We start from the raw sequence: 26,591 nt of genomic DNA, 5'->3' as shown, positions 1-26,591 counted from the left end.
AAAGATTTTTTTGCCGAATCGGTAGTAAGGTTGCACTTGATGTGTTGTCCGGCATAGATGCCATCATACGCTAAAGTAGCGGGAAAATGCCGTCTGAACACGGCGTTCAGACGGCATTTTAGACATGGGTCAAACAGTTTCAACGCCAGCCACCAAGGTTTTCTTCGGCAAGTGCGACGAGTGCGTCTATCCAGTCGGGGTTGTCGTTGAGGCAGGGGATATAGCGGTAGCTTTTGCCGCCTGCTTCGTAAAACTGTTCGCGCCCCATCAGGGCGATTTCTTCCATGGTTTCCAAACAGTCTGCCAAAAAGCCCGGGCAGAATACGTCCAGCTCGGTTACCCCCTGTTTGGGCAGTTTGCCGAACAAATCCTGCGTGCTCGGTGTAACCCATTTTGCCCTGCCGAATTGGCTTTGGAACGATACGACATATTGGTCTTCGGTCAGATTTAGTGCTTCGGCAAGCAGTTTGGCGGTGTGGCGGCACTCGTCGGGATAGGGGTCGCCGAGGTCGTAGTGCTTCTGCGGTACGCCGTGAAAACTCAACATCAGTTTTTTCCCACGTCCGTGTTCCGCCCAATATCGGAGGATGTGGTTTTTCATCGCATCAATGTAGCCGGTATCGTCATAAAAGCGCGAAACGGTGCGGACGCTCATTTGGTTCCGTTGCAGCAGTAATTGTCCGCACACTTTATCTACTGCCGCTCCGCTGCTGGAGGCGGCATATTGCGGGTACATCGGGATGACCAGCAGTCTGCCCGCGCCTTGCGCCTTCAGTTCCGACAATACGTCTGCCACCGAAGGATTGCCGTAGGTCATAGCGTGGCGGACGATGAGGTCGGGCATACGTTCGGCAAGCGCGGCAGCTTGGCGTGCTGTGTAAACTTCTAGGGGAGAACCTTCCTTAAACCAGATTTTTTCATAGGCGTGCGCGCTTTTTTTGGGGCGGAACGTCAGTACCAGACCATGCAGAATGGGATACCACAGCCATTTGGGCAGTTCGACGATGCGCCGGTCGGTCAGAAAGGACTTCAGATAAGGTCGTACCGCCTGCGCGGTCGGTGCGTCGGGCGTGCCGAGGTTCAACAGCAAAACGGCGGTACGGTTTTGTTGCGTATAGGAAAGGGAGGGTTCTGGAAGGAATGGAAGCATGATCGGTTTCTGAAAAATAGTGGGGGTAGGGTAAAGCGGCAAAATGCCGTCTGAAGCGGCTTCAGACGGCATTGCCGGGAGTCAGTCTGTGCCGCGCGCGCGGTTTTCGTGGAATTGCGCCTGCCAGTCGGCAAATTTGCCTTGTTCGACGGCATCGCACATTTCCGCCATAATGACTTGGTAGAAATGCAAGTTGTGGATGGTGTTGAGCTGTGCGCCCAAGATTTCGCCGGTGCGGTGCAGGTGGTGCAGGTAGGCGCGGCTGAAGTTTTGGCAGGCGTAGCAGGTGCAGCTTTCGTCTATCGGACGCTTGTCGGACTTGTGTTTGGCGTTTTTGATTTTCAAATCGCCGAAACGGGTAAACAGCCAGCCGTTGCGCGCATTGCGGGTGGGCATCACGCAGTCGAACATATCGATACCGTGCGCCACGCCGTACACGAGGTCTTCCGGCGTGCCTACGCCCATCAGGTAATGCGGCTTGTGTTCGGGCAGCATCGGACCGACGGCGCGCAGCATACGGTACATTTCGGGCTTGGGTTCGCCGACGGACAAACCGCCGACGGCAAGGCCGGGAAAATCAAACTGTTCCAAACCGCGCAGCGATTCTTCGCGCAAATCCTCATACATCGCGCCTTGCACGATACCGAACAGCGCGTTCGGGTTTTTCAAATCTTCAAAGGCTTTTTTGCTCCGTTCCGCCCAGCGCAGGCTCATTTGCAGCGATTTTTGCGCTTGGCTGTGCGTTGCTTCTCCAGGTGTGCATTCGTCCAACTGCATCACGATGTCGGAATTCAATACGGTTTGGATTTTCATCGACACTTCGGGCGAGAGGAACAGTTTATCGCCGTTGATCGGGCTTTGGAATGTACAGCCTTCTTCGGTCAGCTTACGCATGTCAGACAATGAGAATACTTGGAAACCGCCAGAGTCGGTCAGAATCGGTTTGTCCCAGCCGATAAAGCTGTGCAGGCCTCCGAATTGCCCGATAACTTCCAAACCGGGGCGCAGCCACAAATGATAAGTGTTGCCCAAAATAATTTGTGCCTTGATGTCGTGCAGGTTTTGCGGGTTCATCGCCTTAACCGAACCGTAAGTACCGACAGGCATAAATACCGGCGTTTCAATTTTGCCGTGGTTCAACTCCAGCGTGCCGCGTCGGGCGAGACCGTCTTTTTTGTGTAAGGTAAATTTAAGCATAAGATTGAATGTCAGTTGGGCGACAGGGGTCGAAATATATTTTAAAAGACGGCATTATAAATGATTTCCCACGGTTTTTCAGACGGCATCCCCAAATCTTGCCGCAATGTTGCATAAAGAAACGCACATACCTCTTGCAAAAATTAAAACGACCCGATAAAATACAAAAATTCTTTGAAGGCACGTAGCTCAGTTGGTTAGAGCACCACCTTGACATGGTGGGGGTCGTTGGTTCGAATCCAATCGTGCCTACCAAATCCCCATAACGGCATTTATGCCGTTATTTTTTAATCTTTCGGAGCGTTTGATGTTGAATATTACCTTGCCGGACGGCTCAGTCCGCCAATACGAATCCCCCGTTACCGTGGCTCAAATTGCTGCGTCTATCGGTGCCGGTTTGGCGAAGGCGACGGTGGCAGGCAAGGTAAACGGCAAATTGGTCGATGCTTGCGATCCGATTGTTGAAGATTCTGCTGTTCAAATCATTACTCCGAAAGATCAGGAAGGCATCGAAATCATCCGCCATTCCTGCGCACATCTTGTCGGGCATGCCGTCAAGCAACTCTATCCTAATGCAAAAATGGTTATCGGCCCCGTCATTGAAGAGGGCTTTTATTACGACATTGCCACGGAAAAACCGTTTACACCGGAAGATGTTGCCGCCATTGAAGCGCGTATGAAAGAATTGATTGCCCAAGACTATGATGTGGTCAAAATCATGACTCCGCGTGCGGAGGCGATTAAAATTTTTCAAGAGCGCGGCGAAGAATACAAACTGCGCCTGATTGACGATATGCCCGAAGTGGAAGCGATGGGGATGTATCATCACCAGGAATATGTCGATATGTGCCGCGGCCCGCACGTTCCGAATACCCGTTTCCTGAAAAACTTCAAACTGACCAAGTTGGCGGGCGCATACTGGCGCGGCGACAGCAACAATGAAATGCTGCAACGCATATACGGTACGGCTTGGGCGACAAAAGACGAGTTGAAAGCCTATATTCAACGTATCGAAGAAGCCGAAAAGCGCGACCACCGCAAACTTGGCAAGCAATTGGATCTGTTCCATCTGCAAGACGAAGCACCGGGCATGGTGTTCTGGCATCCTAAAGGCTGGGCTTTGTGGCAAGTGATTGAACAGCATATGCGTAAAGAGTTGAATGCTGCCGGTTATAAAGAGGTCAAAACGCCTCAGATTATGGATAAAACCTTCTGGGAAAAATCCGGCCACTGGGAAAACTATAAAGACAATATGTTCTTGACCAGTTCAGAAAAACGCGAATACGCGGTGAAACCGATGAACTGTCCGGGTCATGTGCAAATTTTTAATAACGGTTTGCGCTCATATCGCGATTTGCCGATGCGTTTGGCCGAGTTCGGTTCTTGCCACCGCAATGAACCAAGCGGTGCATTGCATGGTCTGATGCGTGTTCGCGGTTTTGTGCAAGATGATGCGCATATCTTCTGTACCGAAGATCAAATCGTTGATGAAGCACGTGCATTCAATGAATTGCTGGTTCGTATTTACAAACAATTCGGCTTCCATGATGTTGCTGTGAAGTTGTCCCTCCGCCCTGAACAACGTGCAGGTTCTGACGAAGTTTGGGATAAGGCCGAACAAGGCTTGCGTGAGGCATTGACCGCTTGTGGCGTAGAGTGGGAAGAGTTGCCTGGCGAAGGTGCATTCTATGGTCCTAAGATTGAGTATCATGTCAAAGATGCCTTGGGTCGCTCTTGGCAGTGCGGTACCCTGCAGTTGGACTTTGTATTGCCGGAGCGTTTGAATGCCGAATATGTAACTGAAAACAACGATCGTGCGCGTCCTGTAATGTTGCACCGTGCTATTTTGGGTTCATTGGAGCGCTTCATCGGTATTCTGATTGAAAACCATGCAGGCTCATTCCCATTGTGGCTTGCGCCGGTTCAAATGGTGATTATGAATATTACCGAAAATCAAGCGGATTACTGCCGTGAAGTGGCTGCTAAATTGCAAGCCGCTGGCTTCCGTGTCGAATTGGATTTGCGTAACGAAAAAATCGGTTACAAAATCCGTGACAACAGCCAATACCGTTTCCCTTATCAAATCGTTGTCGGCGATAAAGAGAAACAAGAAAACAAAGTTGCGGTACGCCGCAAAGCAGAAGACTTGGGTTCTTTGAATGTAGATGATTTTGTTGCACAATTGCAGCAAGAAATTACTGATGCCCTCGTCAATCATTAATTTTTATAGGAGTATTCATCATCGCTCAAGAACGCGAAGCACGAATCAATGGTGAAATTACCGCCAAAGAAGTGCGATTAATCAGTGAGTCAGGCGATCAGCTTGGTGTCGTTTCAGTTCGTGAAGCTTTGGCTATGGCCGAAGAGCAAGATGTCGATTTGGTAGAAATTTCCCCGACTGCCAAGCCGCCCGTATGCAAACTGATGGATTACGGTAAATACAAATACCAACAAGCCAAGAAGCGCGACGAAGCCAAGAAAAATCAAAAGCAGGTACAAATTAAGGAAATTAAATTCCGTCCGGGTACGGATGAGGGCGATTATCAAATCAAGATGCGCAACATTAACCGCTTCCTTGCCGACGGCGATAAAGTCAAAGTAACATTGCGTTTCCGCGGCCGTGAAATGGCTCACCAACAACTCGGCGCGCAACTTTTGGAACGTGTGAAAGAGGATTTGGCGGAAGTGGCGCAAATCGAGTCCTTTCCCAAAATGGAAGGTCGCCAAATGGTGATGATGATTGCGCCGAAGAAAAAATAAAGCTATAATTCTCCGCTTACTCCGATTGCCGCTTCGGAGTAAGTTTTCAATTGCGGCAAAAAACCGTGGTATTGTGGGTTCAAGTGTTTGAAACCGATGTTTTAAAACCCCCTAATGCCTTATCCGATAACGAATGGAGTTTTCCCATGCCTAAAATGAAAACCAAGTCTAGCGCGAAAAAACGCTTTAAAGTACTGGGTAACGGCGGTGTGAAACGCGCTCATGCGTTCAAACGCCACATCTTGACTAAAAAGACCACCAAAAACAAACGCCAACTGCGCGGTACCTCTATGGTAAATGATCGCGATTTGGCTTCTGTTGCTAAAATGTTACCCTACGCTTAAGGAGTTTAGAATATGCCACGCGTAAAACGCGGTGTTACCGCCCGTGCCCGTCACCAAAAAATCTTCGCGTTAGCCAAAGGCTATCGCGGTCGTCGTAAAAACGTTTACCGCGTTGCTAAACAGGCGGTAATGAAAGCCGGTCAATACGCATACCGTGACCGCCGCCAACGCAAACGCCAATTCCGTCAATTGTGGATTGTCCGTATCAATGCAGGTGCGCGTGAAAACGGGTTGTCTTACAGCAAATTTATGAACGGTCTGAAACGCGCCTCTATCGAAATCGACCGCAAAGTATTGGCTGATTTGGCCGTGTTCGATAAAGCCGCTTTTGCAGAATTAGTTGAAAAAGCCAAAGCTGCTTTGGCTGCTTAATCCAAAAAATTGAAAAGGAAGCTGCGGCTTCCTTTTTTCTTTGTTTGCAGAAATTCTATGTAATTGATTTTCTTTCTTTAAAGTCTATTTTTTTAAATAAATTTGCGTTAAAATGCAGAAAATTTATCCAATGGATTGGCCGTGAAGAAAATAAGGTCGTCTGAAGAGTCTGATATGTCAGGCTATACAGGCGACCTCGTTGTTTCAGGTGGCATATCATTAATTGACAGACTTGATATTATGGAAAATGTAAACCGTATCGTTGCAGAAGGCATTGTTGCAGTAGAAGCTGCGCAAGATTTCAATACTTTAGAACAAATCAAAGCCCGTTATCTTGGCAAAACCGGCGAGTTGACCGGACTTCTGAAAACCTTAGGTCAAATGTCGCCTGAAGAGCGCAAAACCATAGGTGCGCATATCAATGAATGCAAAAACCAGTTTCAGATGGCCTTTAACAATAAACGCGATGCCCTCAACGAAGCCAAGCTGCAAGCCCGACTTGCCGCCGAAGCCCTTGACATTACCCTGCCCGGACGCGCTCAGGAAGGTGGCAGCCTGCATCCCGTAACCCTGACCTTGCAACGTGTGGTCGAACTCTTTCACGGAATGGGTTTCGAAGTGGCGGATGGGCCTGAAATCGAAGACGATTTCCACAATTTCCAAGCCCTGAACATCCCTGCAAACCATCCTGCCCGTGCGATGCAGGATACGTTTTACGTTGAAAACGGCGATGTTTTGCGTACGCACACTTCCCCGATTCAAATCCGCTATATGCTTGACAAAAAAGAGCCACCCATCCGCATTATCGCTCCCGGCCGCGTTTACCGTGTGGACAGCGATGCCACGCACTCGCCTATGTTCCATCAGGCGGAAGGTTTGTGGGTAGAAGAGGGCGTAACCTTCGCCGATTTGAAAGCCGTGTTCACCGACTTTATCCGCCGCTTTTTTGAACGCGATGACTTGCAAGTGCGTTTCCGTCCGTCTTTCTTCCCATTTACCGAGCCTTCTGCCGAAATCGACATCATGGGTGAAAACGGCAAATGGCTGGAAGTAGGCGGTTGCGGTATGGTACATCCTAACGTATTGAAAAACGTCAATATCGACCCTGAGAAATATACTGGTTTCGCTTTCGGTATCGGCCTCGACCGCTTCGCTATGCTGCGTTACAACGTGAACGACTTGCGTCTGTTCTTTGATAACGATTTGAACTTCTTGAAGCAGTTTGCGAAATAATCGTGCAGGCTGACTGAGAATTAAATTATATTTAAATATAAATGATATATATATGTTAAGCAAAGAGTATATTAAACAAATTAAACAACATACCCCTCATATTTTCCCTTTACTTATTGAAGAATACCAAAATAATGTTGGTAGTATATTGTTTATTTTGAAAAATTTAGGAAATCTGCCTAAAAATTTTCGAACTGATTGGATTGAGAAATTATTACAAAATGATAATGAGCAAGTCCGTTTTTGGGCAGTTAAGACATTAGGAAAGGTAGAAAATAGTCAGTTACTTGATTTGTTAAATTATGTAGTCCTAAGCGATAGTAGCACAATAGTAAAACGAGAGGCTGTTTCATCTATTGGACGCATGCGAGATCCAAAAATTCAGACGCTGCTATTACAATATTTGCAGAGTTACGATCCTAAAATTATTTGTCAGGCAATACGAGGTTTATTGCCATTTAAAGGACAACCTGAAATTGATAATGCTTTACGTAAATTAGTAAATCATGAGAATGAAATGGTTCGTTCTGTTATCTATAAAGAATATTTCACACAGAAGGTAAATAAAAAAACATTATTGCCCCATACTGAAACCTATCCTTTTTTGAAAAATGTCGTAGTTAATAGCGATGTCCGAGATGTGTTGCAGTTAGTACCTGAAGATAGTGTTCATCTAACTTTTACATCGCCACCATATTATAATGCACGTGATTATTCTATTTATCCAAGTTATGAGGCCTATTTGGTTTTTTTACAAGAAGTATTTAAAGAAATTCATCGCATTACAAAAGAAGGACGATTTTTAATTGTTAATACTTCCCCTGTTATTGTGCCACGGATTAGTCGTGCTCATTCTAGTAAGCGTTATCCAATTCCATTTGATTTACACCACCGTTTAATTCAAATAGGTTGGGAGTTTATTGATGACATTGTTTGGATGAAACCAGAATATAGTGTTAAAAATCGAATAGGTGGATTTCAACAACATCGTAAACCTTTAGCATATAAACCTAACTCAGTAACAGAATATTTAATGGTTTACCGAAAACAAACTGATAGATTACTGGATTGGAATATGAACCAATATGATAAACAAACTATTGAGGAAAGCAAAGTAGCTGATGGCTTTGAAACAACGAATGTTTGGCAAATTCATCCAAAATCTGACAAAGTACATTCAGCTATTTTTCCGGCAGATTTGTGTAAACGTATAGTGGAATATTATTCGTTTAAAGATGACTTGGTATTTGATCCATTTGGCGGAAGTGGCACATTGGGTCGTGTAGCGAAAAAATTAGGGAGGCATTTCTTTTTGACTGAGAAAGATGAAAAATATTTTGAATATATGCAAACTTTCCAGAAAAAAGATAGATTATTTCTTGAACGAGATACCAAATTTTTAACATTAACTGAATTTGCAGGCAGTATAATAAAATGAGAATAACCAATCAAGTTACAAAAAACATTATTAAGAGAGTTATTAAATCTGAAGATTATAGAATAGAAATTGTTAATTTGCTCAATGCGGAATTTTTACAGTTTTCTATTGATTTCTTTAAAAAAGTTGTTACCGCTAAATTAAATTCAAAAGATATTACAATTGATTGGTATAAGGAACATTTTTTAGCGAAAAATTCACCTAAAGGTGAATTAATTATTTATTCAGGATTAAATGAAAAAACAATTACAAATATGTATGGAACCGCTAAAAAATCTGTTGTTATTGATGCATCAATAGAGCATTTTGAAACACTTTATAGCAGTATTCAAACGTTAGTAGAAAATGAACAAAATGAAATTGATTTAACATTAACAATTAAATTAAAAAATGTAAGTGTGGATTTAAGTATTAGTGAAAGTTTGATTGTTATCAATACATTAGCAGTTAAGCGATCACAATTGCGTGGGGGATTATGGAGTACTGCAGGTAAAAGCGTTGAAAAATATTTAATGCTTACATTGTGCCAATTATATCAAGTTCCCGAAGATAATTATGATGCTAGTACATTTGTAAAAGATAAATCCAAAAGTGTAGATAGAGAAATTGATTTTTATTTAATTAAAAATCAAAATAGATATTTGTGCGAAGTGAAGCTAATGGGTAAAGGTAATCCTGAAAGCGCAGATGCTATTATCGCTCGTAATACACAAATTTTTATTGCAGATACATTATCTCAGCAAAATAAAAATCAATGCGATGAATTAAAAGTTGAATGGGTTGCTTTGCGCGAGCAGCAGGGTTTTCTTAAGTTTGAGAAAATTTTGCGAACATTTGATATTCCTTTTATTTCATATCAGTATGAGGATGGCAATAAGCTTGATTGTAATTTAGATGATATATTAAATCGTTTGTTGGATGATTAAGATTTAAGTAACTTAGAGGTCCTATTAAGTAACTTAAGAGGCTCTGTAGTGATAAAACAAAGGTTAAGTGACATGCAATTCTCCTATTCATGGCTGAAAACCCAAGCCGATACCGAACTTTCTGCCGATAAACTGGAACATCTTTTGACCATGGCCGGTTTGGAAGTGGAAGAAATCGATACTGCCGCCCCTGCTTTCAGTGGCGTGGTTGTTGCCGAAGTAAAATCCGTTGAAAAACATCCGGATGCCGACCGTTTGAACGTTACCCAAGTTGATGCCGGCACGGGTGAGTTGGTGCAGATTGTGTGCGGTGCGCCGAATGTGAAAGCGGGCATCAAAGTGCCGTGTTCGCTGCCGGGTGCGGTGTTGCCGGGCAATTTCAAAATCAAGCCGACTAAAATGCGCGGCGTGCCATCAAACGGTATGTTGTGTTCCACCGACGAACTCGGTCTGCCCGACGACGGTGTGAACGGCCTGCACATTCTGCCTGAAGACGCGCCCGTCGGCGTAAACATCCGCAAATATCTGGATTTGGACGACACAGTGTTCACGCTGAAAATCACGCCGAACCGCGCGGACTGCCTGAGCATCAAAGGCATTGCGCGCGAAGTGTCCGCATTGACGGGTTGCGCGTTCAGGCAGCCCGAAATCCATACCGCGCCGATCACGGGCAGTCGAAAACAGCCCGTGCAGATTGACGCGCCTGCCGACTGCGGCCGTTTTATCAGCCGCGTTATTGAAAATGTCAATGCGAAAGCGGATACTCCCGATTGGATGAAACAACGTTTGGAGCGCAGCGGCATCCGCAGTATTTCCGCGCTGGTGGACATCGGCAATTATGTGATGCTGGAAATCGGTCAGCCGATGCACGTTTTTGATGCCGACAAACTTTCCGGCAGCCTGCACATCCGCCGCGCGCGCGAAGGGGAAACGCTGGAATGCCTGAACGAGAAAACCGTTTCCCTGTCTGAAAACACGCTGGTCGTGGCGGACGAAAAAGGCGTGTTGAGTTTGGCGGGCTTAATGGGCGGCGCGGCGAGCGCGGTTTCAGACGGCACGCAAAATATCGTGCTGGAAGCGGCTTGGTTTGCGCCCGAAATCATCGCCGGCAAATCGCGCCAATACGGTTTCGGTTCGGATTCGTCGTTCCGCTTCGAGCGCGGCGTGGATTACCGTTTGCAGGCGGATGCCATTGAACGTGCTACCGAATTGGTGTTGCAGATTTGCGGTGGTGCGGCAGGCGAGATGGTGGAAGCGCAAGGCGAATTGCCTGAAGCGAAGCAGGTTGGATTGCGTTTGGACCGTCTGAAAACCGTGTTGGGCGTGGACATTCCTGCCGAACAGGTGGAAACCATTTTGCAACACTTGGGCCTGCAGCCCGAGAAAACGGCGGAAGGCTTCCGCGTTACCGCGCCGAGCTTCCGTTTTGACATCGAAATTGAGGCTGATTTGATTGAAGAAATCGGACGCGTTTACGGCTATGAAAACATCCCCGACGATTACACGTCAGGCCGTCTGAAAATGCTGGAACTGCCCGAAACACGTCGCTCGCGTTTTGCCGTTTACAACGAAATGGCGGCGCGTGGCTACCGCGAAGTGGTCAGCTATGCCTTCGTTGACGAGCAGTGGGAACAAGATTTTGCCGCCAACGCCGACCCCATCCGCCTGCAAAACCCGCTGGCGGCGCAATATGCCGTGATGCGTTCCACACTCATCGGCGGCTTGGTGGAAATTTTGCAAAACAACCTGAACCGCAAACAAAACCGCGTGCGCGTGTTTGAAATCGCCCGCGTGTTCGGCAAAGGTTCAGACGGCCGGTTTGTCCAAAACGAACGCATCGGCGGTCTGTGGTACGGCGCGGCAATGCCCGAACAATGGGGCGGGAAAACGCGCAATGCGGATTTTTACGACATTAAGGCAGATGTGGAAAATCTGTTGAAAAACAAAGCGGTCGAGTTCGTTAAAACCGGACATCCTGCCCTGCATCCCGGACGCGCCGCCAATATCGTTTCAGACGGCAAAGTCATCGGCTTTGTCGGCGAACTGCATCCGAAATGGCTGCAAAAATACGACCTGCCGCAAGCGCCGCTGGTATTTGAAATCGATATGGCGGTTGTGTTGGAATGCGGGAAAACGCGCTATCGGGCCGTATCGAAATTCCAGCCGGTGCGCCGCGATTTGGCGTTTGTCATGCCGGAAGCTGTGAGCCATGATGATTTGCTGCTTGTCTTGAAAGGCGCGGCAAACAAGTTGGTACAGGAAATCAGCGTGTTTGACGTGTATCGCGGCACGGGACTGCCCGAAGGGATGAAGAGCGTGGCGGTCAAAGTGATTTTGCAGGATATGGAAAACACGCTGACGGATGAGGCGGTCGAGCCGCTTATCGGAAAACTGATTGGCGCGGCAACGGAGGCAGGGGCGCGGCTTCGCAGTTAAAAATAAATATTCGCTTGAATTTTAAATAAAAATTGGTAATAATCCACAACTGTTACAACAGAAGGTAATCATATGACTCTCACTAAAGCCGAATTGGCCGATATTTTGGTAGACAAAGTCAGCAATGTAACCAAAAACGATGCCAAAGAAATTGTCGAACTCTTTTTTGAAGAAATCCGCAGCACTTTGGCGCACGGCGAAGAAATCAAAATTTCCGGTTTCGGAAATTTCCAGTTGCGCGACAAGCCGCAACGCCCGGGCCGTAATCCCAAAACCGGCGAGGAAGTGCCGATTACCGCCCGCCGCGTGGTAACTTTCCATGCCAGCCAGAAACTCAAAGGCATGGTGGAACACTACTATGACAAACAACGTTAATTTGAAGGTTCCCGCAAAACGCTATTTCACGCTGGACGAGTTGTGCGGACTGTTGCAAATCAGCCCCTATGGTTTTGCGCAATGGCAGCATGATCACGGTGTGGTTGTCGGTTACGGCGGCGAACACTACACCCGTTTGGATGTGGTGAAACTGTTGAAACTGAAGAGCACGTTTGCACCGTATGCAGAAGGTGCGGAATCGGGTTCGGACGGCAACCGTCTGGTTACGCTTCAGGAAATCGGAGACGGTCTGAAAGACCTGTTGGCTGATTTGGATAAGGAATTGTGCTGATTTGAGGCCGGTTGCAGGTATGCAGCCGGTTTTGTTTTACACGCTAAAAAAATAAGGGGCTGTCCTAGATAACTAGGATAAACTCGATTTTACTAATTGTTTTAAGATGGAACAAGAACTTTTATCTCACTGTTGTTAAAACGCCATTCGCACTCCTTTAAATACAGCTCAAAAATGCTCTTTGGGAATGCCGTTAAACTTGCGTAAATGACGTTTTGCCTGGTTCCAAAAGTTCTCACTTCCATTGATATGGTTTTGTCGTTCAGCAAAATGTGTGTTGTGATTGATACGAAAACGAAGTTTCAGCGAAGCTAAAATGGCTAAATTCGCCCACATCTAATACATCATAGCTACGATAACAATCCGTATAAACAATGCTGTCAGGTTTCACTTGTTCACGGATAATAGGAAATAAAGTAGCGGTTTGAGTATTCGGTACAGTAACCGTATAAACCTTATATATTGTGCCCCATCAGAGGGGCGCATTACTTTTCTTACCATTTCGCTTCAAAAGACCGAATACGGCGACTTTACCGGCAGCACCGCAACCGCGTTTGCCTTTGCGTTGCCCGCCAAAATAACTTTCATCTGCTTCTACTTCGCCATCAAACATTTCTAAATGCGGACTGTTTTGATAAATAAGTAATCGTAAACGATGAAAATAATAGGCTGCGGTATTTTTATTAACGCCTACTAACTCTGCTGCTGTTCTTGCAGTTACACCTGCGACAAATAGCTCAATGAGTTTATTTTGTTTATACTGGCTTAGACGAGTTTTCTCATAGGGATAATTCTAACTTAATTTGAATTTCCCTAGTTATCTAGGACAGCCCCTAAAGTTATGATACCTCCAAAGCCTAAATATATCGCAAATATTATTTGCATAATCGTTGTTTGCAGAAAGTTAGAACCCGTTATCACGTCTTGGATAAAGGCCAAAACTATTGTGATTCCGAAAATTAAAAAGAAAAATTTCGGAATCCTCATCCTTTTCTGAAACCTGATTGCGGTATCCATGGCTTTGTCTTTGTCATTTAAGTTTGTGTTTATGTTTTTAACTTTCTTTGTTGCTAGAATCCTTTTTAAATTGCAGACTTTACCAGTAATATCTGCTCCTCAACTGACAGGCATATTAAATGCCTAACCATAGACCTACTTTCATTCCAGTATCTATGCCAATACATTTAACATACTATAACGCCAAAACCCAACGATAATAGGTAATCAATGGATAAAATAGAATATATACTTCGAAGGAATATATCCGTATATAAAAACGGAAATTGAAAATGCCTCCGATATAATCGGAGGCATTTTGAATTGGCACGCCCACGGGGAATCGAACCCCGGTTACCGCCGTGAAAGGGCGATGTCCTAACCGCTAGACGATGGGCGCATATTATATTTTCTTACTGGCGCACCCGGAGCGATTCGAACGCCCGACCCTCTGGTTCGTAGCCAGATACTCTATCCAACTGAGCTACGGGTGCGGCACAATCACTTGTTCAAGTGATTAAGAAAGCGTGATAATACGGATTTATCTGAGTTCTGTCTATTATTTTAGACTTTTATTTTTAGTTATTTTTTATAACTTATTGATTTTAAAATAAACTATTTTCCGACGCAAGTTGCAGCAATTCTGCCGCATGTTGCCGCGTCGTATCGGTAATGATTTCCCCGCCCAACATACGGGCAACCTCTTCGATCCGTTGGATTTCATCCAATATACTGATTTTGCTGACGGTTTGCTCTCCCTTGCTGTGCTTGCGCACCCGCCAGTGGTTTTCGCCGCAGGATGCAACTTGCGGAAGATGGGTAACGGCAAGCACCTGATGTTTTCTGCCCAACGCACGTAATGCCTTGCCGACCATTTCAGCCACTCCCCCTCCAATACCGGTATCGACCTCATCAAAAATCAGGGTTGGAATTTCCGTGTATTGGCTGGTAACAACCTGTAAAGCCAAACTGATGCGGGCAAGTTCGCCGCCGGATGCGACTTTGTTCAGCGGACGGGGCGGATTGCCTTTGTTGGCGGCAACTTGAAACTGTACTTGCTCCAAGCCGTGCGACGTCGGGGAAGACGGCAGTAGGGCAATGTCAAAACGCGCACCTTTCATGGCAAGATGCTGCATATTTTCTGTCGTCTCTTCACTAAGCCTACCGGCAGCCTGATGGCGCATAGCGGAAAGAATGTGGGCGGCTTCCTGATATTCGGCAAGGTTGCGGGCAACGGTTTGCGTCAATGCTTCCAAATCGGCGGCAGCTTGCAGGCTTTGCAGGCACTCTTCGATTTCTGCCAACTTGGCAGGCAACTCTTCAGGTTCGATCCGGTATTTCCGCGCCATCCCCATCAGTTCGCCCATACGCTGTTCCTGTGCCGCCAATTCATTGGGATTGATGTCGCTCCAACCTGCCACATCGCGCATATTGGCACTGATTTCGCCCAATTCGGCTTCGATGCTTGCCAACATATTCAGGCTCTCGGCAAAGCGCGGCTCGATGTTTTGCAGATTGGCCAATAGCTTTTGACATTGATAGATATGGCGTTGGATGCCGTTGTCGCCGTCAATCTTGCTTCCGACTTCTTCGGCGGCCTGCAACAGCTCGGCAGAATGGGCAAGGCTGTCGTGGCTTTGGCTGAGGGCTTCCCATTCGCCTTGTTTAATGTCCAACTGATTCAGTTCGTTAAACTGCCATTCCAGACGCTCCCGCTCGATAATGACGGCATCGGCGTGTTCCTGCGCCTCTTGGAGGGCTTTTTTCGCATTGGCCCAATTTTGATAAAGCTGCCTGACGGTTTCCGCCTGCTCCCTGCTACCCGCAAATGCGTCCAACAATTCGCGCTGGGCGGCTTCCTGATTAAGCGAATGATGGGCGTTTTGCCCGTGGATGTCGATAAGCTGGCTACCGACGGATTTGAGTTGCGCCAAGGTAGCGGCCTGATTGTTGATAAAGCTGCGGCTTTTGCCTTTGGCATCGATAATGCGGCGGATACTGAGTTCTTCTTCTCCGTCGTTTAAAAGCCCCTGTTCATACAATTCTGCTTTTAAAATAGGCAAATGGGAAATATCGAACAATGCCGACAACTGCGCTTCTTTTGCACCGCTGCGGACTTGGCTGTAATCGGCTTTGTCGCCCAACAGCAGACCAATCGCATCCAAAGTAATGGACTTGCCCGCGCCGGTTTCTCCGGTCAATACGGTAAAGCCGCTTTGAAAATCCAGATTCAGATTTTCGACAATGACAAAATCACGCAAAGAAAGTGTTAGAAGCATCGTGAGGATTCCTTAGCAATTCTACCGACAAAAGCAATATCAATTTTAGATATACGAATTATAACTAAGATTTTTTAAATTAAAAATAAGTTTTTCCTTAATTTTGCTTAGTACTTGTTTTTATCTGCTTATTTGTTGCAATGCCGTCTGAAGCAATGTGCGTTTCAGACGGTATTTGGAATTTCAGTTGGGCAGGGTATCGGACGGTACGGCTTCCGGCTCTTCTTCATCCGTAAGCGGCATTTCTATCAAATCGGGCAAAACCAGTTCGCCCAGTTCGGTCAGCGGAGGAAGTTCTTCCAAACCGTCCAAGCACAAATCGCTGAGGAACGTTGCCGTTGTTGCCCACAATGCGGGTTTTCCCAATGTGTCCCGATGTCCGATGACTTCAATCCACCCCCGATCCTGCAAGGTCTGCATCACGTTCTGCGACACCGCCACGCCGCGTATACCTTCGATGTCGCCGCGCGTTACGGGCTGCTGGTAGGCGATAATCGCCAGTGTTTCCATCACGGCGCGGGAATAGCGCGGTGCACGTTGTTCTTGCAGGCTGCCCAGCCGCTCGAATGCCGTCTGAACAATCTGAAAACGCCAGCCTTCTTGCGTATGCACCAGTTGCAACGCCCTATCCTGCCAACGCGTTTTCAACTGCGCCAACACATCAATCAGTTTGTCCTGCGACAGTGGCGGCACACACAATTCGCGCATAGATTTCTCGTTCAGCGGTTCGGTTTGGGTCAGCAGTGCGGCTTCAATCAGCGCGTCGGGAGAAATTTTGTCGGTCATACGGGTATCCGTGCTGAAACGGCATGGGTTTGGATATGCCGTCTGAAATCGGTTGGAGTAGAGAGAAGCTGCCTGAAAAATATTTTTCAGACGGCATTCTTTATGCTTCCGAAGGTTTCTGTCCTTTGCGCTCTGCTTTTCTGGCTTCGCGTATGGCTTTGAGTTCGGCTTCTTTCTGACGGGCTTTTTTGAGCCAAGTTTCCCATTGGTTCGGCGTTTCGAGGGTGATTCTGCCGATTTTGCCTTCGCGGAAGTCGGTAAGGATGTTTTCGGCGGCTTTTTGGTAGTTGATCCGTCCGCCACTAAGGACTGCGCCGCGTTTTTTGGCTATCCATTCGAGCCACGAGTTGTCGTCCCAGTGGCTGCTGGGATCTTTGTCGGCTTGGTAGCGTTCTTGCAGCATGGGGAGGTAGTGGCGGCGGAGGTAGTCTAAAAGTTCGAGGGCGACTTCTTCTTCGTCCAATGCGTTGCGTCCGACTGAGCCGCCGGCGGCGAGGTTGTAGCCGCTTTCTTCGACAATGATTTTCGGCCACAGCATTCCGGGGGTGTCGTACAGCCAGAAGTCGTCGGCAAGAAAAAGGCGTTGTTCGGCTTTGGTGATGCCGGGTTCGTTGCCGGTTTTGGCGGATTTTTTGCCTATCATGCCGTTGATAAGGGTGGATTTGCCGACGTTGGGAATGCCGCAAATCAAAACGCGCAGGGGTTTGTCTATGCCTTGCCGGTGGGGAATCATCGCGCGGCAGGCTTGGGTGATTTTGCCGTGTGTGCCTGTTTCGGAGGAATCGAGGGCGATGGCACGGGTGTCGGGGCGGCTGTTGTAGTATTCGAGCCAGATTTTGGTGCGTTCGGGGTCGGCAAGGTCTTGTTTGTTTAGGATTTTGAGTTTGGGCTTGCCTTTGGAAAGCTGCGCCAACAGTGGATTTTCGCTGGAGGCGGGCATACGCGCATCCAGCATTTCAATCACCATATCGACGCTTTTGGCGCGCTCGGCGATGGCTTTTTTCGCCTTGTTCATATGGCCGGGAAACCATTGGATTGCCATGTCTGTTCTTTCTTCTCAATATTTTAAATGCCGTCTGAAACAAAAAAGCGGGGTTTCAGACGGCATAATTGTTTAACGGGATTAACGGCTCGGCAGGTTTTGCGCCTGTCTGTGCCGTATCAGCAATTCATAACGCCCTTTCAACCTTCGGGCGAGTTTTTCGACAATATAGACGGAACGGTGCTGTCCTCCCGTGCAACCGATGGCGACGGTAACGTAGCTCCTGCTTTCATCCTCCAAACGCGGCAGCCAACGCGTAACAAACCTTTCGATGTCGTCAACCATTTCCTGCACAAGCAGCTGTCCGTCCAAATAATCCTTGACCGGTTGGTCCGTACCGGTAAACGCCCTCAGTTCAAGATCGTAATACGGGTTGGGCAGGCTGCGCATATCGAACATAAAATCGGCGTTGTTCGGCACACCGTATTTGAACCCGAAGGACTCCAAAATCACCAGCAGCCCGGTACGTTCGACCTTCAGCCACTGCCGGACTGCATGGCGGAGCTGTTGGGCATTCATCTTGGAAGTGTCGATACAGTAGGCGATTTCCTTAAGCGGAAACAGCCATTCGCGCTCTTTTTTCAGGCTTTCCAACAACGTCATGTCCTGACCGGTCAGCGGATGTCCGCGTCGGGTTTCGGAAAACCGGCGGACCAGCACGGCCTCTTCCGCCTCGACAAACAAAACTTCAACCATGTGCCCCAGTCCGCGCAGATAAGCAATCTGTTCCCGCGCCTGTCCGATGTCTATGCCGGAACGTACATCGACGCTGACCGCCAATTCGGTTTCGTCCGCACGCTCGATATGATACGACACCAGCGCGGGCAACATTTCCAAGGGCAGGTTGTCCACGCAGAAATAACCCGAATCTTCCATTTGCCGGAGGGCGACGGACTTGCCCGAACCGGACAGGCCGCTAATCAGGACGATCTTCATTGTGTTGCTCGTTTTCTTTAAGCTGCGTCTGATGGCGTTCCAAAAATTCGCGCGTACTGTCTTTGCCGCGCAACTGCAAAATGTAATTGCGTACCGCCGCCTCAACCAAAACGGCGAGGTTGCGTCCGACGGCGACGGGCAGCGTAACCGAACGGACGTTGACGTTGAGGATGGATTCGGTTTCGGTGCGGATACTCAACCGGTCGAGCTGCTTCATATACTCGTCGTCCGCCTCGACCAAATTGATAATGAGTTGCAGGATTTTTTTGGGGCGGATGGAAGTTTCGCCGAAAATATGGCGGATATTGAGTATCCCCAAACCGCGCACTTCCAAAAAATCGCGCAGCATAGGCGAACAACGCCCTTCCAATGTTTCCGGACCGATGCGGAACAGCTCGACCGCATCGTCGGCAATCAGGCTGTGGCCGCGCGAAATCAGTTCCAATGCCAATTCGCTCTTACCCAAACCCGAATGTCCGGTAATCAGCACGCCGATTTCAAACACATCGAGAAATACGCCGTGTTTGATGGCTGAAGCCGCCAAGGTGCGTTGCAGGTAAATCCGCAACACGTCCATCAGATAGGGGCTTTCGAGTTTGGAAGTCAGCAGTGGAATATCGTTTTTATGGCAGTAGTCGCGCAGTCCCGGGGAAACCGGCAAGCCGTTTGCCACAATAACCAAAGACATGGAAATATCGAACAGGTCTCCGAACTGATAACCCGTTTCCCCCGATTCGAGGCGGTTCAGATATTCCGACTCTGCCAAACCGACCACTTGGATTTGGTTGGGGTGGATAAAATTCAGGTGTCCGACCAGGGCGAGGACGGGCTTGTCCGCCTCTACGCCGATACGGTTGTCCGCACCCGAATTGCCGGCGGCCCAGGCAAGTTGCAACTTGTATTGGTTGTCATCAAACAGTCGGCGGACGGAGATACTGGGCATATTTTATTCTTCGGTCAGAATGGCGCGGGCTTCTTCCGCAGAAGAAACGGTCATCAGCGATTCTCTGATGCTTTTTTGAGAAAACTTGCCGGCCAGTTTGGACAATACTTCCAAATGCTCGCCCGTCGCATTCTCAGGAACCAGCAAGATAAAAACCAGGGAAACCGGCTTGCCGTCCGGCGCGTCGAATACGATGGGTTCGCGCGTGCGGATAAACGCGCCCGTCGCCTGCTTCACGCCGGCGTGGCGGCCGTGTGGGATGGCGACACCCTGTCCCAAACCGGTCGAACCAAGTTTTTCACGGGCAAAAAGACATTCGAAAACATCAGCATGAGGCAATGATGCCTCGCGTTCCAAAAGCAGGCCCGCTTCCTCAAACAGCCTTTTTTTACTGCCCACCTCCATATCCAAAACAATATGGGACAAAGGCAAAATTTCGCCGATAAGGCTCATAAGCTTCTCTTTTCAGACATCGCAAAACAGAAGGATTGTACCGACTGCCGGGGCAAATCTCAATCCCGCATACGGTATGGGCTGACATAACACAGCGTTTTAAAAACATATTTTAACGCTTTTCGGCACAGATAGAAATGCCGTCCAAAGCAGTTTACGGCTCTTCAGACGGCATTGCCCTGCCTTATTTCGCGAAAAACGTATGGGCAAAAATGGCGGCAAACCACACCCAACCGATTCTGTTGTTTGCCAAAAACGTTTCAAAACAGATTTGCCGGACGCGGCTTTTGATGGCGGCATATTGGCGGTATTGCAGCAGCAGAACGATGGGGATTGCCGTCCAATATGCCCATGTCGCACCGATAACCGCCCCTAATACTGCCATCAGCAGGGTAAAGCCGCCATGACACAGCATAACGGCGGCGATGTCGTAATGCCCGAACGTGACGGCTGACGTTTTAATGCCGATTTTCAAATCATCTTCTTTGTCCGCCATCGCATAGACGGTATCGTAAGCTAACGTCCACAATACATTGGCAGCAAATAGGATCCACGCTTCAAAAGGTACGTTTCCGACGACTGCGGCAAACGCCATCGGGATACCGAAGGAAAAGGCAAGTCCTAGATAAAATTGGGGAATCGGAAAAAAACGTTTGGTAAACGGGTAAGTCAGCGCAAGAAACAGCGCGGGCAGGCTCATCAGCCATGTCAGATGATTCAGCGGAATCAGGCACAATGCGGCAAGCAGGCACAAAAATGCCGTCAGCAGCAGTGCTTCTTTTTTTCCGACCCGGCCCTGTGCGAACGGACGGTTTTTAGTGCGCTCGACAGCCCCGTCAAAATCGCGGTCGGCAAAATCGTTGATGACGCAACCGGCACTGCGCATTAAAAACGTGCCGATTGTAAACGCCGCCAATACCGCCAAATCGGGAATGCCGTCTGAAGCCAGCCACAATGCCCAGTAGGTCGGCCACAGTAAAAGCAGCGTCCCAATGGGCTTGTCCGCCCGCATCAGGCGAAGGTACACATCCAAACGGTCGGACAGGCGTAAAAATAAAGGGGATTTAGGATTCATATTGCCGCGCAGCTTGAAAAAACGGTATTTTATCCGATAAAGCGTTTCAGTTCGGGCAGAAAATACTCGGTCAGCAGCATTTCCTCGCCTTGATGGGAAAACCGAGAACGCCGCGCGGCAAAGTACCGCCCGCATCCTTCGCCGGCAACGGCAAACTCAAATGCCGAACGCGCCCCTTCCAAATCGGCTTGAAACAGACGTTCGCCCAAAGGACGTGTGCCGCAGTCCAAAATGTTTTGCCAAAACGCCGAACCGATACGGCATTCGCTCCTTGCCGCGACAACAGGGATACCGTCCAGCTTCAACAAAACTTCGCGCACCAGCCGCCCTCCGCATTCCGTTTCCAATTCGCCCAGTTTCAGTAGTTCCACCGAAAACAGATGCGGCAAGGTGCGCAATGCGGCGGTCAGCGACCGGGCTTTCAATAACCGGCTCATCGGCAGGTCGATGCCGTCTGAAACGGTGGCGGGCAAGTCGGGCAGCCATTTCCCAAATAGGTGTTCCATATTTTTCCCAATCTTTATACCGTGTCTGTTTTTGCCAACTCCATCCATTCCGCTTCGGAAAAATCGGCTTTCAGACGGCATTGCAGATAGTTCAGGCTGTCTTGCGCAACGTATTCGTCGGAACTGTCGTGGATATGGTTGAACACGAGACTGTGCAAACGAATACCGTATTGTTTGAGCGCGGCAAAACTGAGCAGGGTGTGGTTGATGCTGCCGAGCCGTCCGCCGGTAACGAGGATGACGGGATAATCTTGTTGCTGAATATAATCAATGGTTAACAGATTTTCCGTCAGCGGAACCATCAATCCACCCGCGCCTTCGACCAATACGATTTCGTATTGCGCCGCCAGTTGCTGCGTGGCGTTGCGGATTTTGTCCAAGTCCAAAACCCTGCCGTCCAGACGGGCGGCAAGGTGGGGCGAAGCGGGATAGCTGAAGATTTCAGGCATAGTCAGCCGCTGTTTGTCCGCTTCCTGCATCGGGATGCCCATAATTTTGCGGTGGGCGGCGATGTCGTCGGCAATGTCTTGGCAACCGGTTTGCACGGGCTTTTGCGTGATTACGCTTTTGCCCTGCTGCAACAATTTTTTTGCCAACACGCCGGTGGCGACGGTTTTGCCGATGTCCGTATCAATGCCGCTGACGAAGTAAACGCCTTTCATTTGCTGTGTTCCCTCAAAATTTTCACGGTTTTGTCGGCAAGTTCGGTCAAAATGCCGTCTGAAATGATGTAAGGCGGCATCAAATACACCAGCCTGCCGAACGGGCGCACCCAAATGCCCTGCGCCACGCAATCCGCTTGAAAACGCGCTATATCCACGCCTTTTTCCAGCTCGATTACCCCGATGGCGCCCAAAACGCGTACGTCTTTCACACCACGAATGTCCCACGCGGTTTTCAGACGGCATTTTAAGATGCTTTCAATGCGGCGGATATTTGCCTGCCAGTCTTGAGACAAAAGCAGCTTGACCGAAGCGCAGGCAACGGCACACGCCAGCGGGTTTGCCATAAATGTCGGACCGTGCATAAACACGCCCGCTTCGCCGCGCGAAATCGTTTCGGTAACTTTTTGCGAAGTGATTGCTGCCGCCAGCGTCATATAGCCGCCGCTCAAACCCTTGCCGATGCACATAATATCCGGCACGACCTCCGCGTGTTCGCAGGCAAACATCTTGCCCGTGCGCCCGAATCCGGTGGCGATTTCATCAAAAATCAAAACGATATCAAACTCGTCGCACAAATCGCGCAATCCGCGAAGATACTGCGGATGATAAAAATACATGCCGCCTGCGCCCTGCACGACCGGTTCCAAAATAAAGGCGGCAATATCCGCATGATGCGCTTCAAACAAGGCGCGGACAGGCTGCAAATCCGCCTCATCCCATTCATCGTCAAAACGGCTTTTCGGGTTATCGACAAAATAACGCTGCGGCAACGCGCTGCCAAAAATATGGTGCATCCCCGTTTCCGGATCGCAGACGGACATCGCGTTCCAAGTATCGCCGTGATACCCGCGCCGCACCGTCGCAATATTCTGCTTCGCCGTCAAACCCCGCGCCTGCTGGTATTGCACCGCCATCTTCAGCGCGACTTCTACCGAAACCGAGCCTGAATCCGCATAAAAAATACGGTCCAGCCCCTGCGGCAAAATCCCGACCAACAACTTGCCCAGTTCTACCGCAGGCTCATGCGTCAAACCGCCGAACATCACATGCGACATCTGTTTAATCTGCACCTCAACCGCCTGATTTAAAACGTGATGATTGTAACCGTGTATCGCACACCACCAAGACGACATCCCGTCAATCAGCCGTGTGTCGTCCGCCAATTCGATAAACACCCCTTCTGCACGTTTGACAGGATAAACGGGAAGCGGATCGGTCATGGAAGTATAGGGATGGAGCAGATGGGTACGGTCGAAATCAAGTAATGATGATGTGTGTTGATGTTCAGACGGCATAAGTTTCTCTCTTTTCTTCTTACTGTATTCAAACGCAAACGCGTATTCTACTCCGACAGACCGTTTCCCACACCTCTCCATCCGTTTCGGGCGCAAAACCGCGAAACAAATCGTTCCGCAACATAAGCGCACACCGTTTCGCATTCCTCAAGCCTGATTGGAATCAGACGACCCAACGCCCAATACCGTTTCACGCAGCCTCCGCCCAACGCTTCAATCAGTCATAGACAAAACGGCAATCCATACGATACAGATCATAGCAACAGCCATCGCAACAACGTTGGCAAAATCAGGGGACTCCGACATAGGCGCATAGCATCTACCGATGCACAGCTCCTCATTCGGCTCTATGAATACCATACCCATCACAAAATCCACCGCCAAAACCAGGCACGGCTTCTTATACTTATGATAGATTTCCACCATCCTGCCCCATATATCCCAAACATTCATACCGCATATCCCGCAGGCAACAAATTCCGATTGAAGGTTACAGCCCTATTTTATAGTGGATTAAATTTGGGGCTGTACTAGATTAGCCCTAAATTCCACACCAATCCCGCAGGATTTTAAGCTGTTGAGACGGTGTGCCGAAGTTAAATCGAAATTCGCATTCTTTTGAAGCGCACCGAGAAAAATCTCGGCATTTTCTGAGAAAAAACTTTGGCAGTTTATTGCATTATTTGCAACTCCCTTGCACTTTTATAAAAGCGACGATAACCGTCGCTTTTGCTTTACCAGTTGCAGATAACCAGTTCGCCGCTGGTTTTTTGCGTTTTTTCCCGACCAACGGAATAGATAAGCTCAAGGCGGGTGGTTCGGAAATCTTTGAACAACTCTCTAATATCGGGATGGTCGTTAATAGACATCATTATTTTGCCTTTGCTCTCAGCCATCGATTTTGCCAATAGTTCGTACTGCATCCAATCAAAAGAACGGTCATAGCCTGCTGTTTGCCAATACGGTGGGTCGGCATAGAAGAAGGTATGTTCGTGGTCGTAGCGTTTAAAGCACCGTTACCACGGTTCGTTTTCAACGAATACGCCGTTCAGTCTGGTTTTGGCAGCGGTCAGTTTTGCTTTGATTTGAGAGGCGTCCCATGCTTTAGATGTGGTTGCGGTACCGAAATGCTGTTGGACGGTTTTGCCGCCGAAGGCATTGTGCTGGAGATAGAAGAACCGTGCGGCACGTTGGATGTCGGTCATGCAATCCGGTGGGGTGCTTTGCAGACGGGCAAATACCTCGCGACTGGTCAACGTCCAATCGAATTGGCGGACGAACTCGTCAAAGTGGTGTTGTACCACGCGGTATAGGTTGATGAGCTGTCCGTTGATGTCGTTGAGTACCTCTACTTTAGCAGGCGTTGGGCGCATAAAGAACAACGCTGCGCCGCCGGAAAACAGCTCAACATAACACGAATGCTCGGGAAACATGGGCAACAGGTGTTTTGCCAATCGACGTTTGCCGCCCATCCAAGGGATAATCGGTAGAGTTTGTTGTGTTTTTTGCATCATATATATACTCCTAGTTTACGGCATTCTGGACGCTCGAAACAGATTTAATATGATGCTCAACGGCACTCTGCTGATTTTTTAGTTACTGAATGAATTGATGTTTTTACAGCGTGCACATTTGATTTGCACGTATCCGCTGCCTTTTGCAAGCAGCCTGCCGCAATATTTGCAGCGCAGTTCGCGGTAGTTTTGCATTTGCACCCACTCCAATTTTGGATAGAATGCCCAAGTCTCTAAAGACTAAGGCGGCCTTGAAGTCAATGCAGCTTGCCCTGCTTGGCTGGCGTACCGGTGTTCCGGCACCGGTACGTCGCCGTCCCACTTTAATATTTTTTATCCTCCTTTATTGATGTTATTTCCATCAGTTGCATAGCGTTTCTGGATCATTTGATAATTGGCAATTTCTTTTTCCGCCCGCTCAAACAGGGCAAGATCGCCGGTTTCCGATGCGTATCTGCCGACCCTCATCCATTCGTCGATTTGGGTCTGACAAAATTGAGAGGGTGTCATACAGCCTCCCTCCGGAACATTGCTGCCAAATCCCCGGGCGAGAACCGCCAACCTTCGGTTATTCCCATTACCGTCGCACAAAACTCGCTACAGAACCAACGGTTTTTGCTCTGAGTCAGACGGAATACCGTCCCAACTGCTCCCATCCAGTCGTAACGGCAACCGCGTGTCTGAGCATATAGGCAGACGACCGAACTGTACGCGGATGGCGGCAGCGGAATCAAATCCCACTTGTCAGACGGCAGCGGCATCACTTTCATACGTACACCGCCGTCGCGCCCACTGGCGGAATAACAGGCATAAGAAGAGGCGCAGTATGTAGGGAGCCGCACGGCGATTTCGCAGTGACTGTACTGACTGCGAGTTATAGTACGTATCAGCCAATCCTCAAACCTCACACGTATTCCGCACGCCTTTCCTTTGTAAAGTGCCAGATAAACCTCCGCCATCATCCAGCCTCAGCTTTCAGGTCAAAGACGAGCGATATATCAGCCAATTCATCAAGATTTGCTGCGGCGTTGATTTTGTCTTCCGCCGCCTGCCTCAAGCCTGCCACATAAGCGGTCAACCGCTCGAATTTAAGCGTTTTTTCATAAGCTTTTTGTCTTAAAGCATCGGGCGGCACGCCTCGAGAAGCGGCAATGGCGTCAAGCGTCGGCGTTGCAGCATTCTGGTCGGCATGCCATGCCTTCTCCTCAAATGCCTGCGTTGTCCAAGTTGCCACCTCAAATTCTGGCACTTTATCCAAGCACGCTGCACGGTCGATATAGGATTGCGCGGCGCGGTTTATTTCCGCCAGTTTTTCAGACTTCGCCTGTTGCAGCATTTTCTTTTGGGCAGTCGGTTTCAGCACCCAGCTGCCGCCGTCCCATTCGTGGTAATCGGACGGGCGCGGCGGGGAAACGGTCAAATCGTCGGACACGATGCAGCCGGAATTGAGGGCGGCGAGCAGCCCGGCGTGTTGTTCGGGGCTTACGGGGCGCGCGCCCTCGGGGGCTTGGTCGGGGGTGTCGCAGTCGTAAAAGGCGCGGTCTTTGTAGTAAATGGTCATTGGTTTTCCTTTCGGGT

General features: G+C 48.7%; 28 protein-coding genes, 3 tRNA genes and 3 pseudogenes. 11 read left to right on the top strand and 23 right to left on the bottom strand.

Annotation, left to right across the window (positions count from 1 at the left end):
- Window positions 1-139: 139 nt before the first annotated feature.
- Both hemH and tgt read right to left on the bottom strand, forming a co-directional pair.
- Window positions 140-1,222 (bottom strand): ferrochelatase, encoded by a 1,083-nt coding sequence (hemH, locus tag ACNAU7_RS08945; protein ID WP_416302000.1) that lies wholly within the window; start codon window positions 1,220-1,222, stop codon window positions 140-142.
- Window positions 1,223-1,231: 9 nt separating this feature from the next.
- Entirely contained in the window at window positions 1,232-2,347 is a 1,116-nt protein-coding gene (gene tgt, locus ACNAU7_RS08940) for a tRNA guanosine(34) transglycosylase Tgt (RefSeq protein WP_416301999.1), read from the bottom strand.
- Window positions 2,348-2,525: 178 nt separating this feature from the next.
- On the opposite strand from tgt, the gene ACNAU7_RS08935 reads away from it, so the two are divergent.
- The 11 genes from ACNAU7_RS08935 to ACNAU7_RS08885 all read left to right on the top strand — a co-directional run bounded on the left by ACNAU7_RS08935 (window position 2,526) and on the right by ACNAU7_RS08885 (window position 12,523).
- Window positions 2,526-2,602, top strand: a tRNA-Val gene (locus ACNAU7_RS08935).
- 52 nt (window positions 2,603-2,654) lie between these two features.
- Window positions 2,655-4,568, top strand: coding sequence for a threonine--tRNA ligase (gene thrS, locus ACNAU7_RS08930; protein WP_416301998.1), 1,914 nt, complete (start codon window positions 2,655-2,657; stop codon window positions 4,566-4,568).
- 17 nt (window positions 4,569-4,585) lie between these two features.
- Window positions 4,586-5,107: a translation initiation factor IF-3 gene (infC, locus tag ACNAU7_RS08925; protein WP_079453755.1), complete on the top strand. Its 522-nt coding sequence runs from the start codon at window positions 4,586-4,588 to the stop codon at window positions 5,105-5,107.
- 146 nt (window positions 5,108-5,253) lie between these two features.
- Complete coding sequence (rpmI, locus tag ACNAU7_RS08920) at window positions 5,254-5,451, top strand: 50S ribosomal protein L35 (RefSeq protein ID WP_002232040.1); 198 nt, start codon at window positions 5,254-5,256, stop codon at window positions 5,449-5,451.
- Between the two features lie 12 nt (window positions 5,452-5,463).
- Window positions 5,464-5,823, top strand: coding sequence for a 50S ribosomal protein L20 (rplT, locus tag ACNAU7_RS08915; protein WP_416301997.1), 360 nt, complete (start codon window positions 5,464-5,466; stop codon window positions 5,821-5,823).
- 240 nt (window positions 5,824-6,063) lie between these two features.
- Window positions 6,064-7,056, top strand: a complete 993-nt coding sequence (pheS, locus tag ACNAU7_RS08910) for a phenylalanine--tRNA ligase subunit alpha (RefSeq protein ID WP_107862566.1) — start codon at window positions 6,064-6,066, stop codon at window positions 7,054-7,056.
- Between the two features lie 52 nt (window positions 7,057-7,108).
- Entirely contained in the window at window positions 7,109-8,494 is a 1,386-nt protein-coding gene (locus tag ACNAU7_RS08905) for a DNA methyltransferase (protein WP_416301996.1), read from the top strand.
- Window positions 8,491-9,420 (top strand): CfrBI family restriction endonuclease, encoded by a 930-nt coding sequence (locus tag ACNAU7_RS08900; RefSeq protein ID WP_107862565.1) that lies wholly within the window; start codon window positions 8,491-8,493, stop codon window positions 9,418-9,420. The genes ACNAU7_RS08905 and ACNAU7_RS08900 overlap by 4 nt, the downstream gene beginning before the upstream one ends.
- Before the next feature lie 72 nt (window positions 9,421-9,492).
- Window positions 9,493-11,856, top strand: a complete 2,364-nt coding sequence (gene pheT / locus ACNAU7_RS08895) for a phenylalanine--tRNA ligase subunit beta (protein ID WP_416301995.1) — start codon at window positions 9,493-9,495, stop codon at window positions 11,854-11,856.
- 72 nt (window positions 11,857-11,928) lie between these two features.
- Window positions 11,929-12,231, top strand: a complete 303-nt coding sequence (locus ACNAU7_RS08890) for an integration host factor subunit alpha (RefSeq protein WP_416301994.1) — start codon at window positions 11,929-11,931, stop codon at window positions 12,229-12,231.
- Entirely contained in the window at window positions 12,215-12,523 is a 309-nt protein-coding gene (locus ACNAU7_RS08885; protein ID WP_416301993.1) for a hypothetical protein, read from the top strand. Before ACNAU7_RS08890 ends, ACNAU7_RS08885 begins: the two co-directional genes overlap by 17 nt.
- 72 nt (window positions 12,524-12,595) lie before the next feature.
- Here ACNAU7_RS08885 and ACNAU7_RS08880 read toward each other — a convergent pair.
- From ACNAU7_RS08880 to ACNAU7_RS08780, 21 genes and pseudogenes are all read right to left on the bottom strand, one after another.
- Window positions 12,596-13,265 (bottom strand): annotated as a pseudogene (locus ACNAU7_RS08880) (IS1595 family transposase).
- Between the two features lie 579 nt (window positions 13,266-13,844).
- A tRNA-Glu gene (locus ACNAU7_RS08875) sits at window positions 13,845-13,919 on the bottom strand.
- A gap of 17 nt (window positions 13,920-13,936) precedes the next feature.
- Window positions 13,937-14,013 (bottom strand) — tRNA-Arg (locus ACNAU7_RS08870).
- 111 nt (window positions 14,014-14,124) lie between these two features.
- Entirely contained in the window at window positions 14,125-15,798 is a 1,674-nt protein-coding gene (recN, locus tag ACNAU7_RS08865) for a DNA repair protein RecN (RefSeq protein WP_416301992.1), read from the bottom strand.
- Window positions 15,799-15,981: 183 nt separating this feature from the next.
- A complete protein-coding gene (gene scpB, locus ACNAU7_RS08860) occupies window positions 15,982-16,584 on the bottom strand; it encodes an SMC-Scp complex subunit ScpB (RefSeq protein WP_416301991.1) in 603 nt (200 codons plus the stop codon).
- Window positions 16,550-16,681, bottom strand: coding sequence for a hypothetical protein (locus ACNAU7_RS08855; RefSeq protein WP_256206984.1), 132 nt, complete (start codon window positions 16,679-16,681; stop codon window positions 16,550-16,552). Before ACNAU7_RS08855 ends, scpB begins: the two co-directional genes overlap by 35 nt.
- Before the next feature lie 3 nt (window positions 16,682-16,684).
- Complete coding sequence (ylqF, locus tag ACNAU7_RS08850) at window positions 16,685-17,626, bottom strand: ribosome biogenesis GTPase YlqF (RefSeq protein WP_416301990.1); 942 nt, start codon at window positions 17,624-17,626, stop codon at window positions 16,685-16,687.
- Window positions 17,627-17,707: 81 nt separating this feature from the next.
- On the bottom strand, window positions 17,708-18,562 hold the full coding sequence (gene rapZ / locus ACNAU7_RS08845) for an RNase adapter RapZ (RefSeq protein ID WP_416301989.1): 855 nt from the start codon (window positions 18,560-18,562) through the stop codon (window positions 17,708-17,710).
- On the bottom strand, window positions 18,543-19,505 hold the full coding sequence (gene hprK / locus ACNAU7_RS08840) for an HPr(Ser) kinase/phosphatase (RefSeq protein WP_107862558.1): 963 nt from the start codon (window positions 19,503-19,505) through the stop codon (window positions 18,543-18,545). The genes rapZ and hprK overlap by 20 nt, the downstream gene beginning before the upstream one ends.
- A 3-nt stretch (window positions 19,506-19,508) precedes the next feature.
- On the bottom strand, window positions 19,509-19,958 hold the full coding sequence (gene ptsN, locus ACNAU7_RS08835; RefSeq protein ID WP_107862557.1) for a PTS IIA-like nitrogen regulatory protein PtsN: 450 nt from the start codon (window positions 19,956-19,958) through the stop codon (window positions 19,509-19,511).
- A gap of 184 nt (window positions 19,959-20,142) precedes the next feature.
- A complete protein-coding gene (gene ubiA, locus ACNAU7_RS08830; RefSeq protein ID WP_107862556.1) occupies window positions 20,143-21,033 on the bottom strand; it encodes a 4-hydroxybenzoate octaprenyltransferase in 891 nt (296 codons plus the stop codon).
- 29 nt (window positions 21,034-21,062) lie between these two features.
- The gene (locus ACNAU7_RS08825; RefSeq protein WP_416301988.1) at window positions 21,063-21,539 is read right to left on the bottom strand and encodes a chorismate--pyruvate lyase family protein; all 477 of its coding nucleotides are present in this window, start codon (window positions 21,537-21,539) and stop codon (window positions 21,063-21,065) included.
- Between the two features lie 14 nt (window positions 21,540-21,553).
- The gene (gene bioD, locus ACNAU7_RS08820; RefSeq protein WP_416301987.1) at window positions 21,554-22,201 is read right to left on the bottom strand and encodes a dethiobiotin synthase; all 648 of its coding nucleotides are present in this window, start codon (window positions 22,199-22,201) and stop codon (window positions 21,554-21,556) included.
- Window positions 22,198-23,499: an adenosylmethionine--8-amino-7-oxononanoate transaminase gene (gene bioA, locus ACNAU7_RS08815; protein WP_416301986.1), complete on the bottom strand. Its 1,302-nt coding sequence runs from the start codon at window positions 23,497-23,499 to the stop codon at window positions 22,198-22,200. The genes bioD and bioA overlap by 4 nt, the downstream gene beginning before the upstream one ends.
- 213 nt (window positions 23,500-23,712) lie before the next feature.
- A complete protein-coding gene (locus ACNAU7_RS08810) occupies window positions 23,713-23,952 on the bottom strand; it encodes a hypothetical protein (protein ID WP_301002862.1) in 240 nt (79 codons plus the stop codon).
- Window positions 23,953-24,040: 88 nt separating this feature from the next.
- A pseudogene (locus ACNAU7_RS08805) lies at window positions 24,041-24,118 on the bottom strand (IS1595 family transposase); the annotation flags it as partial.
- A 115-nt stretch (window positions 24,119-24,233) separates the two neighbouring features.
- Window positions 24,234-25,013: pseudogene (locus tag ACNAU7_RS08800) on the bottom strand (DNA adenine methylase).
- Window positions 25,014-25,091: 78 nt separating this feature from the next.
- Window positions 25,092-25,208, bottom strand: coding sequence for a zinc finger domain-containing protein (locus ACNAU7_RS08795; RefSeq protein ID WP_079877739.1), 117 nt, complete (start codon window positions 25,206-25,208; stop codon window positions 25,092-25,094).
- 138 nt (window positions 25,209-25,346) lie between these two features.
- Window positions 25,347-25,523 carry a hypothetical protein gene (locus ACNAU7_RS08790; RefSeq protein WP_416301985.1) on the bottom strand — a complete coding sequence of 59 codons (177 nt, stop codon included), beginning with the start codon at window positions 25,521-25,523 and terminating at the stop codon, window positions 25,347-25,349.
- Window positions 25,520-25,972: a hypothetical protein gene (locus ACNAU7_RS08785; RefSeq protein ID WP_416302014.1), complete on the bottom strand. Its 453-nt coding sequence runs from the start codon at window positions 25,970-25,972 to the stop codon at window positions 25,520-25,522. Before ACNAU7_RS08785 ends, ACNAU7_RS08790 begins: the two co-directional genes overlap by 4 nt.
- The gene (locus ACNAU7_RS08780) at window positions 25,972-26,574 is read right to left on the bottom strand and encodes a phage tail protein (RefSeq protein ID WP_416301984.1); all 603 of its coding nucleotides are present in this window, start codon (window positions 26,572-26,574) and stop codon (window positions 25,972-25,974) included. Before ACNAU7_RS08780 ends, ACNAU7_RS08785 begins: the two co-directional genes overlap by 1 nt.
- Window positions 26,575-26,591: the final 17 nt, after the last annotated feature.

This window comes from Neisseria sp. LACPHL-SPEC-2024-00856 (genome assembly GCF_047915665.1).
GTDB classification, from domain to species: Bacteria; Pseudomonadota; Gammaproteobacteria; order Burkholderiales; family Neisseriaceae; genus Neisseria; species Neisseria polysaccharea.
Note: the sequence above shows the minus strand (reverse complement) of the source record. Positions and strands in the feature narration are given on the sequence as shown.